Origin of the sequence: Dyella sp. 333MFSha (assembly GCF_900102405.1) — a bacterium.
Taxonomy (GTDB): domain Bacteria; phylum Pseudomonadota; class Gammaproteobacteria; order Xanthomonadales; family Rhodanobacteraceae; genus Luteibacter; species Luteibacter mycovicinus.
The window spans coordinates 581,046-595,273 of sequence record NZ_FNBR01000001.1 but is presented as its reverse complement, the minus strand read 5'-3'; the positions used below and the strand labels follow the sequence as shown (position 1 = coordinate 595,273).

Genomic DNA, 14,228 nt, shown 5'->3' with positions numbered 1-14,228 from the left:
CCTCACTTCAGACCGTCGAGAATGGCGTCGACCGATTCGGCCGTCAGCTTCTCGTGGTAATGACCGTTGACCACCATCATCGGCGCGCCGGCACACGCGGCCAGACATTCCTCTTCCTGCTTGAGGTAGATGCGGCCGTCGGCGGTGCTCTCGCCCGTCTTGATGCCCAGCTTCTTCTCGCACTGGCGCACGATGCCTTCGGCACCGTTCAACCAGCACGAGATGTTGGTGCAGATGGCGACGTTGTTACGACCGACGGGCGTCGTCTCGAACATCGAGTAGAAGCTCGCGACTTCGTACGCCCAGATCGGCGGCAGGTCGAGGTACTTGGCGACGGCGGTGATCAGCTCGTCGGTGAGGTAACCGACGTTCTGCTCCTGCGCCGCCATCAGCGACTGGATCAGCGCGGAACGCTTGCGATCCGGCGGGAACTTGGACACCCAGTGATCGATGTGCTGACGGGTGTGATCGTTGAGCACGGCGAGGGGATCGACGTCCTTGACCTGCTCGAATTGACCGGTGGCTTTCATGATTCAGTTCACTCCGTCGACTTAGCGGTCGACTTCGCCGAAAACGAGATCGTAGGTGCCGATCATCGCGACGACGTCGGCGAGCATATGGCCCCTCACGATCGCGTCCATGGAGGACAGATGCGCAAAGCCGGGCGCGCGCAGATGCACGCGGAAGGGCTTGTTGGCACCGTCGGACACGAGGTAGCAGCCGAATTCGCCCTTCGGCGCTTCGACGGCGGCATAGGTTTCACCGGCCGGCACACCATAGCCCTCGGTGAAGAGCTTGAAGTGGTGAATCAGCGCTTCCATGTCGTTTTTCATCTCTTCACGACTGGGCGGAGCGACCTTGTAGTTCTGCACCATCACCGGGCCCGGGTTGGCCTTCAGCCACGCCACGCACTGCTTGATGATGGCGTTCGACTGGCGCATCTCCTCGACGCGAACCAGGTAGCGGTCGTAGCAGTCGCCGTTGACGCCGACGGGGATGTCGAAGTCCATGTCCGCGTACGCGGCATACGGCTGCTTCTTGCGCAGATCCCAGGCGATGCCCGAACCGCGCAGCATGGCGCCGGTCATGCCCCAGGCCTGGGCCTTCTCGGGCGGAATCACGCCGATGCCGACCGTACGCTGCTTCCAGATACGGTTGTTGGTCAGCAGCGACTCGTATTCGTCGACGCGCGCCGGGAAGTCGTTGGTGAACTCGGTGAGGTAGTCGAGCATCGAGCCTTCGCGCCAGGCATTGAGGCGCTTGAGGTCGCCGCCCTTGTGCCACGGCGACTCGCGATACTTCGACATCTGCTCCGGCAGGTCGCGATAGACGCCACCCGGACGGTAATACGTGGCGTGCATGCGCGCGCCCGACACCGCCTCGTAGACGTCCATCAGCTCTTCGCGCTCACGGAACGCGTAGAGGAAGACGGCCATGGCGCCGAGATCGAGTGCGTTCGAACCTACCCACATGAGGTGGTTGAGGATGCGGGTGATCTCGTCGAACATCGTGCGGATGTACTGCGCGCGAACCGGCGCCTCGATACCCAGCAGGTTCTCGATGGCGCGCACGTAAGCGTGCTCGTTGCACATCATCGACACGTAGTCGAGGCGGTCCATGTAACCGATGGACTGGTTGAACGGCTTGGACTCGGCGAGCTTCTCGGTGCCACGGTGCAGCAGGCCGATGTGCGGATCGGCGCGGACGATCGTCTCGCCGTCCATCTCCAGCACCAGGCGCAGCACGCCGTGCGCAGCGGGATGCTGCGGGCCGAAGTTCATCGTGTAATTGCGAATTTCTTCCACGGCTTAATTCTCCCGCCAGTGATCGGCGGATTCCGCCCTGGCCTGATCGAGATCGGCGTCATTACGGATCGTGCGCGGAACGAGCACGCGCGGTTCGATCGAGACCGGTTCGTAGACGACACGCTTCTGTTCGGGGTCGTAGCGAACTTCGACGTTGCCGATGAGCGGGAAGTCCTTGCGGAACGGATGGCCGACGAAGCCGTAATCGGTGAGGATGCGGCGCAGATCGGGGTGGCCATCGAAGATGATGCCGAACAGATCGAACGTCTCACGCTCGAACCAGTCCGCGCCCGGAAAGATCGGCGTGATGGACGGAACGACCGGGAACGCGTCGTCTTCGCAGAACGCGCGCAGGCGAATGCGCTGATTCAGCTCGATCGACAGCAGGTGGATGATCGCGGCGTAGCGGCGCGGCTGCTCGACGTTGCGCGGACGCTCCGCCCACGTGAAGCGGCCTGCGCCCTGCCCTTCGACGCCGCGCGAGAAGCTTTCGCCGTGCGCGGTGTCGGTGTCCCACTCGGTCTGGCCGTAGCTGAGGTAGTCGATACCGCAGACGTCGATGACGATCGTGAAGCGGAAGCCGGCTTCGTCGCGCAGCGCGGTGGCGACGGCGGTCAGGTCGCGCGGAGACACCTCGGCGGTGACCTCGTTGCGTTCGACCTTCACCGTCAGCATGTCGCCGAAACGCGCGGCGAGCCGTTCGACCAGCGAGGTCTCGTTAGTAACGCTCATGTTCGAAGCCCTGTTCAGCGCGCGATCGTGTGGGTGCGACGGATCTTCTTCTGCAACTGCAGGATGCCGTGGATCAGCGCTTCGGCCGTCGGCGGGCAACCCGGCACGTAGATGTCGACCGGCACGATGCGATCGCAGCCACGAACGACCGAATACGAATAGTGGTAGTAGCCGCCGCCATTGGCGCAGGAGCCCATCGAGATGACCCACTTCGGCTCGGGCATCTGGTCGTAGACCTTGCGCAGCGCGGGGGCCATCTTGTTGACCAGCGTACCGGCGACGATCATCACGTCGGACTGGCGCGGGCTGGGACGGAAGACGACGCCGAAGCGATCGAGATCGAGGCGCGCGGCGCCCGCGTGCATCATCTCGACGGCGCAGCAGGCCAGACCGAAGGTCATCGGCCACATGGAACCGGTGCGGGCCCAGTTCATCAGCGCATCGATGCTGGTCACGCCGAAACCGCGGTTGACGACCGGTGCGTCACCATTGGGGCGCAGGATGTCGTCGACGAGGTTGAGCGGCGCCGGGTTGTGCATCACCCGGTCGATGGTGGTCATCACTCCCATTCGAGTGCTCCCTTCTTCCAGACGTAAGCAAAGCCGACGACAAGCAGCGCGAGGAACAGCGCCATCTCGACCAGGGCGATCAGGCCGATCTTGTCGAACACCACCGCCCACGGGAACAGGAAGGCGATTTCGAGATCGAAAATGATGAAGAGGATGGCGATGAGGTAGTAGCGCACGTCGAACTTCATGCGCGCATCTTCAAAGGCCTCGAAGCCGCACTCGTAGGGCGAGAGCTTCTCCGCGTCGGGACGGCGGGGACCGGCAAGCATGCCGAGCGCCATCAGGACGATACCTAGGCCAACGGCCACGGCAATGAACAACAGGACGGGCCAATATTGGGCAAGCACGATGCTGCGTACCTCCGCGCCTCACTGGGCGCATCAGTGACCGTCGGCGGGGACGAGCGGTCCGGCTAGGGTCGCCGGAGTTTTTTTCGGATCGATCCAAATGGATCGATCCGAGCCGACGCGACGGGCGCGCCAACGACTCCGGATATCCACAATCTCACGTTGGGGAACCGAACTATTGTACCAGTGCGTGCAGGTATACCTACAAGCCTTAATGCGGGAAAAACATCACCGCGTGAGGCAAAAACCTCACCCCATGCATGCAATCGCAGCGTTTTGCGACGGGAAGACCTCGGAAGGGCGCCGGATGCGCCCTCCTCTCACATGGTCTGGGTCGGACGCTCGGAGGCGAGGCTACCGGCGAGAAGGGCCTCGATACGCTGACGGGCGGCTTCGCTCTCAGACGATTCGTTGAACTGGATGCCGACGCCGGCCGTACGATTGCCCTGCGCGCCGACGGGGGTGATCCAGACGACCTTGCCCGCGACCGAAAGGCGCTCGTTTTCGTCGATCAGGGTGACCAACAGGGCCACTTCGTCGCCCAGGCTGTAGCGCTGCGCCGTGGGCGCGAACAGGCCGCCGGTCTTGAGGAACGGCATGTAAGCGACGTAGAGCGCGTTCACATCCTTGATCTTCAGCGAAAGGATGCCCTGACGCGGCGAGGAGACGTTGGCGTTCATGCAAGCGGTTTCCCTGTAATAGCGGCCATCCTAGCTAGCCGATGGGCCGGGCCACAAGCCCGACCGGCTCCGGATCCTGGCATGCCCAGCCATAGTGGTCGTAGATCCAGGGCGTGGACAAGTCGGCGGTGAGCTTCACGAAAGCCGGACCCGGCGCATCGCGCAGCCGCAGTAGCCAGCCGTCACCCGAGGATTCCAGCGGCGCCTCGCGCCACGGCCAGGCGACGACACCCTGCCCGTCCGCCAGCACGACGCGCAACCGGCGGCGCGCCAGCACGCCCGGCCGCCACGGCAGGAGCAGGGATCCGATGCCGGGCGCCGCGGCGGGCCGGTCGAAGCGCTCGGGCCGCGACGCCACGCCGAGCATGCGTTCGCGACTGAGCGCCATCTGAGTGTGGTGCTCGAGCACGGCGGCCAGCTTGGTGGCCTGCCGCTCGGCATCGAGGTCGGGCACCCACAGGTCGTCGGGCGAACTGCGCTCCGTGCCGTGCACCATATAAGTGAGTACGTCCGCCATCGAACCGGCAGCCGACAGCGCCAGCCGGGCAAGAACGTGGGCGGAACCGTGATCCGGGTGGGTATCGCCCAGATCGGGAATCACCAACAGGGTCGGCCGGACCCGCTCGATCACCCGCCGGACCGCCGTCACGGCGGCGGTATGCCGCCGCCGAAGCTCATCGGTCACCTGCATGTCATGCCAGCCCAGCGCATGCAACTGGTCGGGCGGCACGCCCAGGCGCCCCAGGGCCCCGGCCACTTCGAGACGGCGTCGCGCACCCCAGCGGGCACGCGCCGGCGCATCGATGATCACGCGCCGCTCGACCCAGCGCTGCGGCCAGGGGTTGTCGTCGCCATCGGTCAGCAGGAGCACGTCGGCCCGCCCGCCCATGGCCAGGGTGCGCTGGATCAGCATGCCCGCGGCGAGCGACTCATCGTCGGGGTGAGGCGCAACCACCAGAAGCCGGGTGGCGCCGTCGATGACGGGGTCACGATACAAAGGGTCTTTCCTCACACAAGTGACGGGCACGACCATTAGGACCGAATGGCCGGTAAGGCCGCGTCAACGCCAGGCGGCAAGCAGTTCGAGAAGAATGAGGTCGACGCGCAGCGGACCGCGCAGGGCGTCACGGGCCCGGTTGACCCGCCCGTACCAGTGGTCCAGTGCCTCGTCGTCGAGCTGACTCTCGAGCGGCGCGGGCTTTCCGGCCGTGCGCGCGCGCAGCTCGTCGGTCACCGCCTGCGCGGCGAACCAGAGATAGCGCGCTGGCTGCGCGGCCTGCCAACGCTTGATGACCTCCATGGCGTCGCCACGGCCCGCGGCAAGCGCCTTCAGATCGTTGCGTACCTCGGAGCGCTGTTTGAGCGCGCCGTCGGCGGACCACTCGCGCGCCATGCCCGGGTTACCGCCGGCCGCCTCGAGCGCGGCCGGCGCGTCGGCGACGCCTTCGGCCCGTAGCCAGGCCAGCGACACCTCGCGCGAGGGAACGAGGAAATCGATGCGCTGGCAGCGGCTGCGGATCGTCGCTGGCAGGCGCGCGGGCTCGTCGGCCACCAGAATCAGCAGCGTTGCCGGGGTCGGCTCTTCCAACGTCTTCAGCAAGGCGTTGGCGGCGGCGGCGTTCATCGCGTCGGCCGGATCGACCGTGGCGATCTGCCAGCCGCCGAACTGACTCGACATCGCCAGCCGGGCTGACAGGTCGCGAATCTGGTCGACCACGATCTCGCTTCGGGTGACCCCGTCCTTGCGCAGGCCGAACGTCAGCGTGACGACATCCGGATGGGTGCCGGCAGCCACCAGGTGGCAGCTGCGGCAGACACCGCAAGGTACGCCATCGACCGGTTGCTGACAGAGCAGGCCCTTGACGAATGCCGCCAGAAAATCGCGCTTGCCCAGCCCCGCGGGCCCGGCCAGCAGCAGCGCGTGCGGCAGCGCATCCCGCTCGCGGCGGGCCTGCAGGCGAGCCCAGGCGTCCTCGTGCCAGGGGCGCGACGTCACGCGGTCACCGCCGCGATGACGTTCATGGCCCGGATCCGGCTGCGCTGGAGTGTCGTCACTGGCATCGCTTCAACTGGTAGCAGGCCACAGCCCGGTTATGTTCTTCGAGGGACGACGAGAAGACGTGGCTGCCGTCGCCTTTAGCGACGAAATACAGCTCCTTGCCGTCCGCCGGATGCACCGCCGCCAGGATCGCCGCGCGCCCTGGCAGCGCGATCGGCGTCGGCGGCAGACCCGTCCGCGTGTACGTATTGTAGGGGGTGTCGGTCGTGAGGTCGCTCTTGTGGATGCTGCCGGCGTACGACGCGCCCATGCCATAGATCACCGTCGGATCCGTCTGCAGCAGCATCCGGCCTTCGAGACGACGCACGAAGACGCCTGCGATTCGCGGACGCTCATCCGCCCTGCCCGTTTCCTTCTCGACGATCGAGGCGAGGATCAGCGCCTCGTAGGCGCTGGCCAGCGGGAGATCCTTCGCGCGACCGGCCCACGCGGCATCGAGCGTCTTGCCCATCGCCACATACGCTCGCTTGAGAATGCTCGACTCCTTGTCGCCTTTCACATAGGCATAGGTCTCGGGGAGGAAGCGCCCTTCCGGGTTGTCGCCCTCCGGGGCGCCGATCAGGCGCATGATCGCCGCATCGTCGAGGTCCGCGGTGTCGTGGGTCAGCGTCGGCACCGCCGCGAGCGTGCGACGCAGGTCGGCAAAGCTCCAGCCATCCACGATGGTCAGGTTGCGCTGCAGGACACGGCCATTGGCCATGTCGCCGATGAGGTCGCGCGGCGTCATCCCGGGACGCAGGGCGAACTCGCCCGCGTGCAGGCGGCCCGAGGCGTGCATCTCCATGGAGAGCACGCGCCAGTACAACGAGGGCGCCGCGGTCGCATGGCGGTCGCGCAGGTCACGCACGATGTCCCTGAATGACGCACCGCGTGCTACGTCGATACTCTGCCCGGCGGCGGGAATCGCCAGCGGGGTACGGGCGAAACGCGCCCAGTCGAACCAGAGCCAGGACCCGGCGGCGATCGCCGCGACCAGCACCACCAGCAAAATGACACGCCAGAGGGCGATGCCGCGCACTTTCATCGATCGGAATCCTTAAAGCCGACAGGCAACGGCAGGCCCAGACGTCCCCAGTGCGCCTGAAGCGCACGCGTGACGGGACCGGGCTGCCACGACCGGGTCGCGAAGACCCGAACGGGAAGCATGCCCCGAACGGCCGACGTGAGGAAGACCTCGTCGGCTTCGGCAAGTCGCAAGGGGCTGATCGGAGCTACTTCGACGTTGCGAATCGCGAGCACTTCGGCACGCGCCACACCGGCGACACCGCAGCGATCCACCGGCGGCGTCACCAGTCGCCCATCGAAGACGGCGAACACGTTAGCCGCGGTGGCACAGATGACGTCGCCGCGATCGTCGAGCATCAGACCCTCGGTCCAGGTCGGATCGGACCATTCGGCACGGGCCAGCACCTGCTCCAGACGATTGAGATGCTTCATCCCGGCCAGCAGAGGCTGCGTGGCGAGGCGGGTGTCGCAAAGACGGACGGAAACACCCTCCGCGTAGGCGCCGGCATCCAGCGACAGCGGAGCGACCTGCACGACGACGCGTGGCCGTTGCGGCTGTGGCGGCGCATACCCGCGCATGCCATCGCCACGGCTGAGCGTGATGCGGACCACCGCATCGCTCAGGTCCGTGGCAAGGCGCTCCACTTCAGCGAGGATCGCATCCGCGTCCGGCACGGGCATGCGCAGGCGCGTGCAACCATCGCGCAGCCGGGCCACGTGCCGCGGCCACAGCGGGACTTGCCCGTCGACCATGCGTAATGTTTCAAACACCCCGTCGCCGTAAGTAAAACCCCGGTCGGCCGCCGGGATACGGTCGCCATCGACGAAGTCCACGGAAACGCGTGCGCTCATCCGGCGCCGAACACGCGCAGCAAGCCGCGCGCCTTGGCCCGCGTCTCGTCGAGTTCCTTCTCCGGCACGGAGTCGGTCACGATGCCCGCGCCCGCGCGGAACGAAACCTCGGTCCCTTCGACGGTCAGGGTACGGATCAGGATGTTGAGATCCATGTCGCCCTGGTCATCCAGATAGCCCAGCGCGCCCGTGTACGCGCCACGCGCCTCCTGCTCCAGTGCGCCGATGATCTCCATGCAGCGAACCTTCGGACAACCGGTGATCGTTCCGCCAGGGAACGTCGCCGCGATGATCTGTCCGGGCGTGATCCCCTCGCGTGCACGACCCGACACGTTGCTGACGATGTGATGCACGTGGGCGTAGCTCTCCACCACCATCAGCTCGTCGACGCGGACGCTGCCCGGCACGCAAACACGGCCGAGATCGTTGCGCTCGAGGTCGATCAGCATGACGTGCTCGGCACGCTCCTTCGGATGCGAGGTGAGTTCGCGAATCTTCTCCACGTCGTCATCGCCGGCGACACGCGGTCGCGTACCGGCGATCGGCCGCGTCTGCAGCACGCCGCCGCGCGATTCGACAAGGCGCTCGGGCGACGAACTGACGATGGCCCAGCCGGGTTGCTGCAGCAGCCCGGCGAACGGAGCGGGATTGGCCTTGCGCAGCGCGAGCATCAGGCTGGCCGGTAACGGTGCCTGGGCGAAACGCGCAGACCAGCGCCGTGAAAGATTCACCTGAAAAACGTCGCCCGCACTCAGGTGCTCGTGGATACGCGTGACGCCTTCGAGGAAACGTCGTGGCTCGTCTTCGTCGACGGCGAGCGGTGTCGCCAGCGCCATCGACGGGGCGTCGAGCGCGAGATCGTTCTCGAGACGATCGAGCCACTCCGGAGCACTTTCTTCCGCGACGAGAACGGTGCGCCGCTCGACGTGATCGACCACCGCGGCGGCTGGCGCACGCAAGGCGATGGCCACCGGTGCCGCACCGTTCGATGCCGGCAGATGCAGGCCCGGCTCGATCTGCCCCACCAGTTCGTATGCCAGGTACACGACCCAGCCGCCGTGAAACGGCAGGCCGTCATCGACACGCGGCCTGCGACGTCGCGACCACGCCGCATCGAGCGCGTCGAGAAAGCTTCCCTCGATGACATCGCCGCGTGCATCGCGAACGACACCGTCCGCGTACAGCGTGAGGGATTCGGTGCCCGCGGCAAACAGGATGTCGAAACGCGATTGCGGCGTTCCGGTGACGGCACTGGCCAGCAACGCCGGATAGCGCGCCGGATACGACGCGGCCGGCGCGAGGAGATCGCGCCGGCCGGCCAGGGTTCGCGTGACGAAAGCCAACGCGTCAGACGCGACGGAAGACGAGCGTACCGTTGGTTCCGCCGAAGCCGAACGAGTTCGATACGACGACGTCGATGTCGGCCTTCTCCGCTTTGTTCGGCACCAGATCCATGCCGAGCGCGGCGACTTCCGGATCCACGTTCTCGAGGTTCATCGTCGGCGGCATGATGCCGTCGCGAATCGCCATGATCGAGAAGATGGCTTCGACACCACCCGCGGCACCCAGCAGATGACCGGTGACGGACTTGGTCGAGCTGACCGAGAACGCGCCCTGCTTCGTGGCGTGCTCGCCGAACACGTTGCGGATGGCCCTGGCTTCGCCCAGATCGCCCACCGGCGTGGAGGTACCGTGCGCGTTGACGTAGCGCACGTCTTCGGCGGTCAGGCCGGCGTCGTGCAGTGCGTTGCGCATGGCCAGTTCCGCACCGTCGCCGCTCGGCGCGGTGATGTGGTACGCGTCGCCGCTCATACCGAAGCCGACGAGCTCGGCCAGGATGGTGGCACCGCGCGCCCTGGCGTGCTCGTATTCCTCGAGCATCAGCATGCCGGCGCCATTGGACAGCAGGAAGCCGTCGCGACCGGTGTCCCAAGGACGGCTGGCGTGCGCCGGGTCGTCGTTGCGCGTGGACATGGCCTTGGCCGAGCAGAAACCCGCCATCGCCGTCGGCGTCGTGGCGAATTCCGCACCGCCGGCGATCATCGCATCGGCATCGCCGTACTGGATCAGACGCATGGCCATGCCGATGTTGTGCGCGGCCGTGGTGCATGCCGACACGAGCGCGATGTTCGGGCCCTTCAGGCCGTGGTAGATCGACAGGTTGCCGGCCACCATGTTGATGATGGAGCTGGGCACGTAGAACGGCGACACCTTGCGGGGCCCCTTCTCGTGAAGCTCGAGCGCCGTGCCTTCGATCGTGTGCAGGCCACCGATACCGGCGCCTGCCGCGACACCGATGCGGCCCGCGTTTTCATCGGTCACCACGAGACCCGACTGACGGAACGCATGCGTGCCGGCGACGATGCCGTAGTGGATGAACGGATCCATCCGCTTGAAATCCTTGGCGACCGAACGACGCTCGTCGTCCGGCGTATCGGTACCGACGAAGAAGGCGTCGACAGGATCGAACCCCTTGACCTCGCCCGCGATACGGGTGCTATAGGCGCTGGCGTCGAATTCACTCACCGGACCGATGCCGGTATTGCCTTCGACCACATTCTTCCAGGCGGTGGCGACATCGTTGCCGACCGGCGAGATGATGCCCATACCGGTCACTACCACACGTCGTTTACTCATGCGTTCTCATCCTCAACTGTTCCCGCGCAAACCATACGCGGGCGCAGGTTGCGTTTGCCGCAAACGAAAACTGCGCCGTAAGGCGCAGCTTCCATGTCGCTCGGAGATCGACGGGAGGCGACGCCTCCGATCGACAACCAGCCGGTAGATGTGGATCAGGCCTTGACGTGGGCCTTGACGTAATCGACCGCCTGCTGAACCGTGGTGATCTTCTCAGCTTCTTCGTCCGGGATCTCGCACTCGAACTCTTCTTCGAGGGCCATCACGAGCTCAACGGTGTCGAGCGAATCGGCGCCGAGATCGTCCACGAACGAAGCGTTGGTGGTGACTTCGTCTTCCTTAACGCCCAGCTGTTCAACGACGATTTTCTTGACGCGCTCTTCGATGGTGCTCATGTTGCCTTTACCTCCCGAGGGAAAAATCCGGCGGCATTGTAGTGGCTAAGGACCAGGCCCGCCAACACACCGCCGCCACGTGAATAACGTCCGACGTTTCTGAGCCGGACGCGAAAAAGAGATTGTCTCTCAAAAACGGGCCGGTGGCGACTGCCGCCGGCCCTGCCCCATCAGGGCATGTACATGCCGCCGTTGACGTGGAGCGTCTCGCCGGTGATGTATTTCGCCGCGGGCGAGGCCAGGAAGGCCACGGCTTCGGCGATATCCTCCGATTCACCCAGGTGCCCCAGGGCGATGCCGGCCAGCAGCGCCGTGCGCTGCTCCTCCGGCAGGGCGCGGGTCATGTCGGTGTCGATGAAGCCCGGCGCCACCACGTTGACCGTGATGCCACGTGAGCCGATCTCGCGGGCCAGCGACTTGGAGAACGCGATGATGCCCGCCTTGGCGGCCGCGTAATTGGCCTGACCGGGGTTGCCGGTGACGCCCACGACCGAGGCGATGCTGATGATGCGACCCTTGCGTGCCTTCATCATGCCGCGCATGACGGCCTTGGACGTACGGAACACCGAGGTCAGATTGGTCTCGATGATCGCGCTCCAGTCGTCTTCCTTCATGCGCATGAGCAGCTGGTCGCGCGTTATGCCGGCGTTATTCACCAGGATGGAAACAGCACCGGTCTCCCTGGCGATCGCGTCGATCAGCGCCTCGATCGCGGCAGGGTCCGTGACGTTGAGCACGCGGCCGTGGCCGCCGTGCGGCGCGAGGCGATCGCTGATGGCCTGCGCACCGGCCTCGCTGGTGGCCGTACCGAAAACGGTCGCGCCGAGCGCGGCGAGCCGATCGGCGATCGCCGCGCCGATACCGCGACTGGCGCCGGTGACGAGGGCGATTTCACCCTTCAGGGACTGGGTCATGGAATGCGTGTCCTGTCGTACTTAAGAAAGAAGAAGGGCCGGATCAGCCCTGCACGGCCGCCAGGGCGGCATCGAGGTCGGCAGGCGCGCCGATGGGCTTGGCCTCCACCGACTTGTCGATACGCTTGATAAGACCCGCCAGAACCTTGCCCGGGCCACACTCGAGCGTCTGAGTCACCCCGGCGGCAGCCAGCGCCTGGACGCATTCGGTCCAGCGTACCGGCAGGTAGAGCTGGCGCATCAGCGCCCCACGAATGTCCTCGACCGAGGTGTGCGCCGCGGCGTCGGCGTTCTGAATCACCGGAATCGACGGCATCGACCACTCGATGGCGGCCATCTTTTCGCCCAGGCGATCGGCGGCATCGCGCATCAGCATGCAATGCGACGGCACGGAAACGGCCAGCTTCACGGCCTTCTTCACGCCGAGCTCGGCAAGGCGCGCCAGAGCGCGGTCCACCGCCTCGGCGTGACCCGCGATCACCAGCTGGCCCGGCGAGTTGAAGTTGGCCGGAGCGACGACCTGCCCCTGGGCCACTTCTGCACAGACCTCGGCGATCTGGGCGTCGTCGCCACCGATGATCGCAGCCATGGCGCCCACGCCAGCCGGCACGGCAGCCTGCATCAGGCGGCCACGCTCGGCGACCAGCCCGGCGGCATCCTTCAGGGACAAGGCGCCCGCGGCGACCAGCGCGCTGTACTCGCCGAGGCTATGGCCGGAGAGGAAGGCCGGCATGACACCGCCCTGCTTCACCCAGACACGCCAGACGGCAACGCTGGCGGCCAGGAGTGCCGGCTGCGTGTTCTCGGTGCTGTTGAGCTTTTCTTCCGGGCCGTTCTGGCTGATGTCCCACAGATCGACACCGGCGCCCGCGGAAGCTTCGTCAAAGGTGGCACGGACTTCAGGATGCGCGGTGGCGAGGTCGGCAAGCATGCCGACGGACTGCGAACCCTGGCCAGGGAAAACGAAGGCGAGCGAGGCGCTGGATGAGGTCATTCGAGACGATTCCGGGACTTCAAACCGCGAATGGTGCAGCAACCCGGAGGCGATTGCACCATTCGCAGGCGTGTGGTGACGCCGGAATCAGTCGTTACCGCGTCACCGCGCTGTTGGCTATTCGCGCGCGGGGCGCGCTCCTACAGCGCGGTTGTCGTAGGAGCGCGCCCCGCGCGCGATACGCCAACAAGGCGCGGATGCGACAACCCGATCAATACCTCAGAAGCGCGGACGCCCAGGTAAACCCGCCGCCGAACGCCTCGAGCAGCAGATTCTGCCCGCGCTTCACCTTGCCCGACCGGATGGCGTAATCGAGCGCCAGCGGCACCGAACCCGACGAGGTGTTGGCGTGCTTGTCGACCGTGACGATCACGCGGTCCATCGACATGTTCAGCCGCTTGGCCGTTGCCTCGATGATCCGCAGGTTGGCCTGGTGAGGGATCAGCCAGTCGACCTGGTCCTCGGTCATGCCCGCATCGGCGAGCGTTTCACCGACCAGCGCGTCGAGCGTCTTCACCGCGACCTTGAACACCTCGCGGCCAAGCATGGTGATCTTCACCCCATGGTTGGGCGCGTCGGTGAACCCGACGGAAACACCGACCGGGTTGAACAGCAGATGCTTGAATCCACCGTCGGCGCGCATGCGCGTCGTGTAGATGCCCGGCTCGTCGGACGCATCGAGAACGACCGCGCCGGCGCCGTCACCGAAGAGAACGCAACTCTCGCGCTCGGTCCAGTCGACCATGCGCGTCAGCGTCTCGGCACCGATCACCAGCGCGCGCTTCGACTGTCCGCTGCGAATGAACGCATTGGCCACGCCCAGGGCGTAAACGAAGCCCGAGCAGGCCGCATTGACGTCGAACGCGGCACAGCCGTTGGCACCCAGCCGGTGCTGAACCAGACAGGCGGTGGACGGAAAGATGAGATCCGGCGTCGTCGTACCGACGACAATCAGGTCGATGTCACTGGCCTTGACGCCAGCCGCCTCGAGCGCACGCTGCGCGGCAAGGAAGGCGAGATCGCTGGTGGTTTCGCCGTCCGCGGCGATGTGGCGCTCGGTGATACCCGTGCGCGTGCGAATCCATTCGTCACTGGTGTCGACGATCTTTTCGAGGTCGGCGTTGGTGACCACCCTGTCGGGAAGTGCGCTGCCGGTGCCTATGATGCGGGCGTATTTCAGAACCGTATCCCCATCGTGATGGTGTTTCGGAAACGCAAAACGGCGCGTTGCCGCGCCGC

The 14,228-nt window shown here is 65.9% G+C and carries 16 protein-coding genes; all 16 read right to left on the bottom strand.

Going from position 1 to position 14,228, the window contains the following annotated elements; genetic code table 11:
- Positions 1 to 2 precede the first annotated feature (2 nt).
- A complete protein-coding gene (nuoE, locus tag BLT40_RS02780) occupies positions 3 to 530 on the bottom strand; it encodes an NADH-quinone oxidoreductase subunit NuoE (protein WP_036112204.1) in 528 nt (175 codons plus the stop codon).
- Between the two features lie 21 nt (positions 531 to 551).
- Positions 552 to 1,781 carry an NADH-quinone oxidoreductase subunit D gene (locus tag BLT40_RS02775; RefSeq protein ID WP_239709167.1) on the bottom strand — a complete coding sequence of 410 codons (1,230 nt, stop codon included), beginning with the start codon at positions 1,779 to 1,781 and terminating at the stop codon, positions 552 to 554.
- Positions 1,782 to 1,808: 27 nt separating this feature from the next.
- Complete coding sequence (locus BLT40_RS02770) at positions 1,809 to 2,537, bottom strand: NADH-quinone oxidoreductase subunit C (protein WP_079520989.1); 729 nt, start codon at positions 2,535 to 2,537, stop codon at positions 1,809 to 1,811.
- 14 nt (positions 2,538 to 2,551) lie between these two features.
- Positions 2,552 to 3,106 carry a NuoB/complex I 20 kDa subunit family protein gene (locus BLT40_RS02765; RefSeq protein ID WP_036112197.1) on the bottom strand — a complete coding sequence of 185 codons (555 nt, stop codon included), beginning with the start codon at positions 3,104 to 3,106 and terminating at the stop codon, positions 2,552 to 2,554.
- Positions 3,097 to 3,453 carry an NADH-quinone oxidoreductase subunit A gene (locus BLT40_RS02760; protein ID WP_036112196.1) on the bottom strand — a complete coding sequence of 119 codons (357 nt, stop codon included), beginning with the start codon at positions 3,451 to 3,453 and terminating at the stop codon, positions 3,097 to 3,099. The genes BLT40_RS02765 and BLT40_RS02760 overlap by 10 nt, the downstream gene beginning before the upstream one ends.
- Positions 3,454 to 3,773: 320 nt before the next feature.
- Positions 3,774 to 4,133, bottom strand: a complete 360-nt coding sequence (locus tag BLT40_RS02755) for a PilZ domain-containing protein (protein WP_036112194.1) — start codon at positions 4,131 to 4,133, stop codon at positions 3,774 to 3,776.
- Between the two features lie 34 nt (positions 4,134 to 4,167).
- Positions 4,168 to 5,130 carry a PIG-L deacetylase family protein gene (locus BLT40_RS02750; protein WP_176809077.1) on the bottom strand — a complete coding sequence of 321 codons (963 nt, stop codon included), beginning with the start codon at positions 5,128 to 5,130 and terminating at the stop codon, positions 4,168 to 4,170.
- A gap of 63 nt (positions 5,131 to 5,193) precedes the next feature.
- Positions 5,194 to 6,129, bottom strand: coding sequence for a DNA polymerase III subunit delta' (gene holB / locus BLT40_RS02745; protein WP_090351207.1), 936 nt, complete (start codon positions 6,127 to 6,129; stop codon positions 5,194 to 5,196).
- A gap of 55 nt (positions 6,130 to 6,184) precedes the next feature.
- Positions 6,185 to 7,216, bottom strand: a complete 1,032-nt coding sequence (gene mltG / locus BLT40_RS02740; protein WP_090351205.1) for an endolytic transglycosylase MltG — start codon at positions 7,214 to 7,216, stop codon at positions 6,185 to 6,187.
- Complete coding sequence (gene pabC, locus BLT40_RS02735) at positions 7,213 to 8,049, bottom strand: aminodeoxychorismate lyase (RefSeq protein WP_090351202.1); 837 nt, start codon at positions 8,047 to 8,049, stop codon at positions 7,213 to 7,215. The genes mltG and pabC overlap by 4 nt, the downstream gene beginning before the upstream one ends.
- Positions 8,046 to 9,371, bottom strand: coding sequence for an aminodeoxychorismate synthase component I (locus BLT40_RS02730; RefSeq protein WP_090352507.1), 1,326 nt, complete (start codon positions 9,369 to 9,371; stop codon positions 8,046 to 8,048). The genes pabC and BLT40_RS02730 overlap by 4 nt, the downstream gene beginning before the upstream one ends.
- Before the next feature lie 25 nt (positions 9,372 to 9,396).
- Positions 9,397 to 10,686 carry a beta-ketoacyl-ACP synthase II gene (gene fabF, locus BLT40_RS02725; RefSeq protein WP_090351200.1) on the bottom strand — a complete coding sequence of 430 codons (1,290 nt, stop codon included), beginning with the start codon at positions 10,684 to 10,686 and terminating at the stop codon, positions 9,397 to 9,399.
- Positions 10,687 to 10,841: 155 nt separating this feature from the next.
- Positions 10,842 to 11,081, bottom strand: coding sequence for an acyl carrier protein (gene acpP / locus BLT40_RS02720; protein WP_029213434.1), 240 nt, complete (start codon positions 11,079 to 11,081; stop codon positions 10,842 to 10,844).
- Between the two features lie 170 nt (positions 11,082 to 11,251).
- A complete protein-coding gene (fabG, locus tag BLT40_RS02715; protein WP_090351197.1) occupies positions 11,252 to 11,995 on the bottom strand; it encodes a 3-oxoacyl-ACP reductase FabG in 744 nt (247 codons plus the stop codon).
- A gap of 43 nt (positions 11,996 to 12,038) precedes the next feature.
- The gene (fabD, locus tag BLT40_RS02710; protein ID WP_090351195.1) at positions 12,039 to 12,989 is read right to left on the bottom strand and encodes an ACP S-malonyltransferase; all 951 of its coding nucleotides are present in this window, start codon (positions 12,987 to 12,989) and stop codon (positions 12,039 to 12,041) included.
- Between the two features lie 211 nt (positions 12,990 to 13,200).
- Entirely contained in the window at positions 13,201 to 14,169 is a 969-nt protein-coding gene (locus BLT40_RS02705; RefSeq protein ID WP_090351193.1) for a beta-ketoacyl-ACP synthase III, read from the bottom strand.
- Positions 14,170 to 14,228: the final 59 nt, after the last annotated feature.

Coding starts and splice junctions, on each gene's coding strand:
- nuoE (WP_036112204.1), bottom strand. CDS start 530: ATGAAAGCCACCGGTCAATTCGAGCAGGTCAAGGACGTCGATCCCCTC.
- BLT40_RS02775 (WP_239709167.1), bottom strand. CDS start 1,781: ATGAACTTCGGCCCGCAGCATCCCGCTGCGCACGGCGTGCTGCGCCTG.
- BLT40_RS02770 (WP_079520989.1), bottom strand. CDS start 2,537: ATGAGCGTTACTAACGAGACCTCGCTGGTCGAACGGCTCGCCGCGCGT.
- BLT40_RS02765 (WP_036112197.1), bottom strand. CDS start 3,106: ATGGGAGTGATGACCACCATCGACCGGGTGATGCACAACCCGGCGCCG.
- BLT40_RS02755 (WP_036112194.1), bottom strand. CDS start 4,133: ATGAACGCCAACGTCTCCTCGCCGCGTCAGGGCATCCTTTCGCTGAAG.
- mltG (WP_090351205.1), bottom strand. CDS start 7,216: ATGAAAGTGCGCGGCATCGCCCTCTGGCGTGTCATTTTGCTGGTGGTG.
- pabC (WP_090351202.1), bottom strand. CDS start 8,049: ATGAGCGCACGCGTTTCCGTGGACTTCGTCGATGGCGACCGTATCCCG.
- fabF (WP_090351200.1), bottom strand. CDS start 10,686: ATGAGTAAACGACGTGTGGTAGTGACCGGTATGGGCATCATCTCGCCG.
- acpP (WP_029213434.1), bottom strand. CDS start 11,081: ATGAGCACCATCGAAGAGCGCGTCAAGAAAATCGTCGTTGAACAGCTG.
- fabG (WP_090351197.1), bottom strand. CDS start 11,995: ATGACCCAGTCCCTGAAGGGTGAAATCGCCCTCGTCACCGGCGCCAGT.
- fabD (WP_090351195.1), bottom strand. CDS start 12,989: ATGACCTCATCCAGCGCCTCGCTCGCCTTCGTTTTCCCTGGCCAGGGT.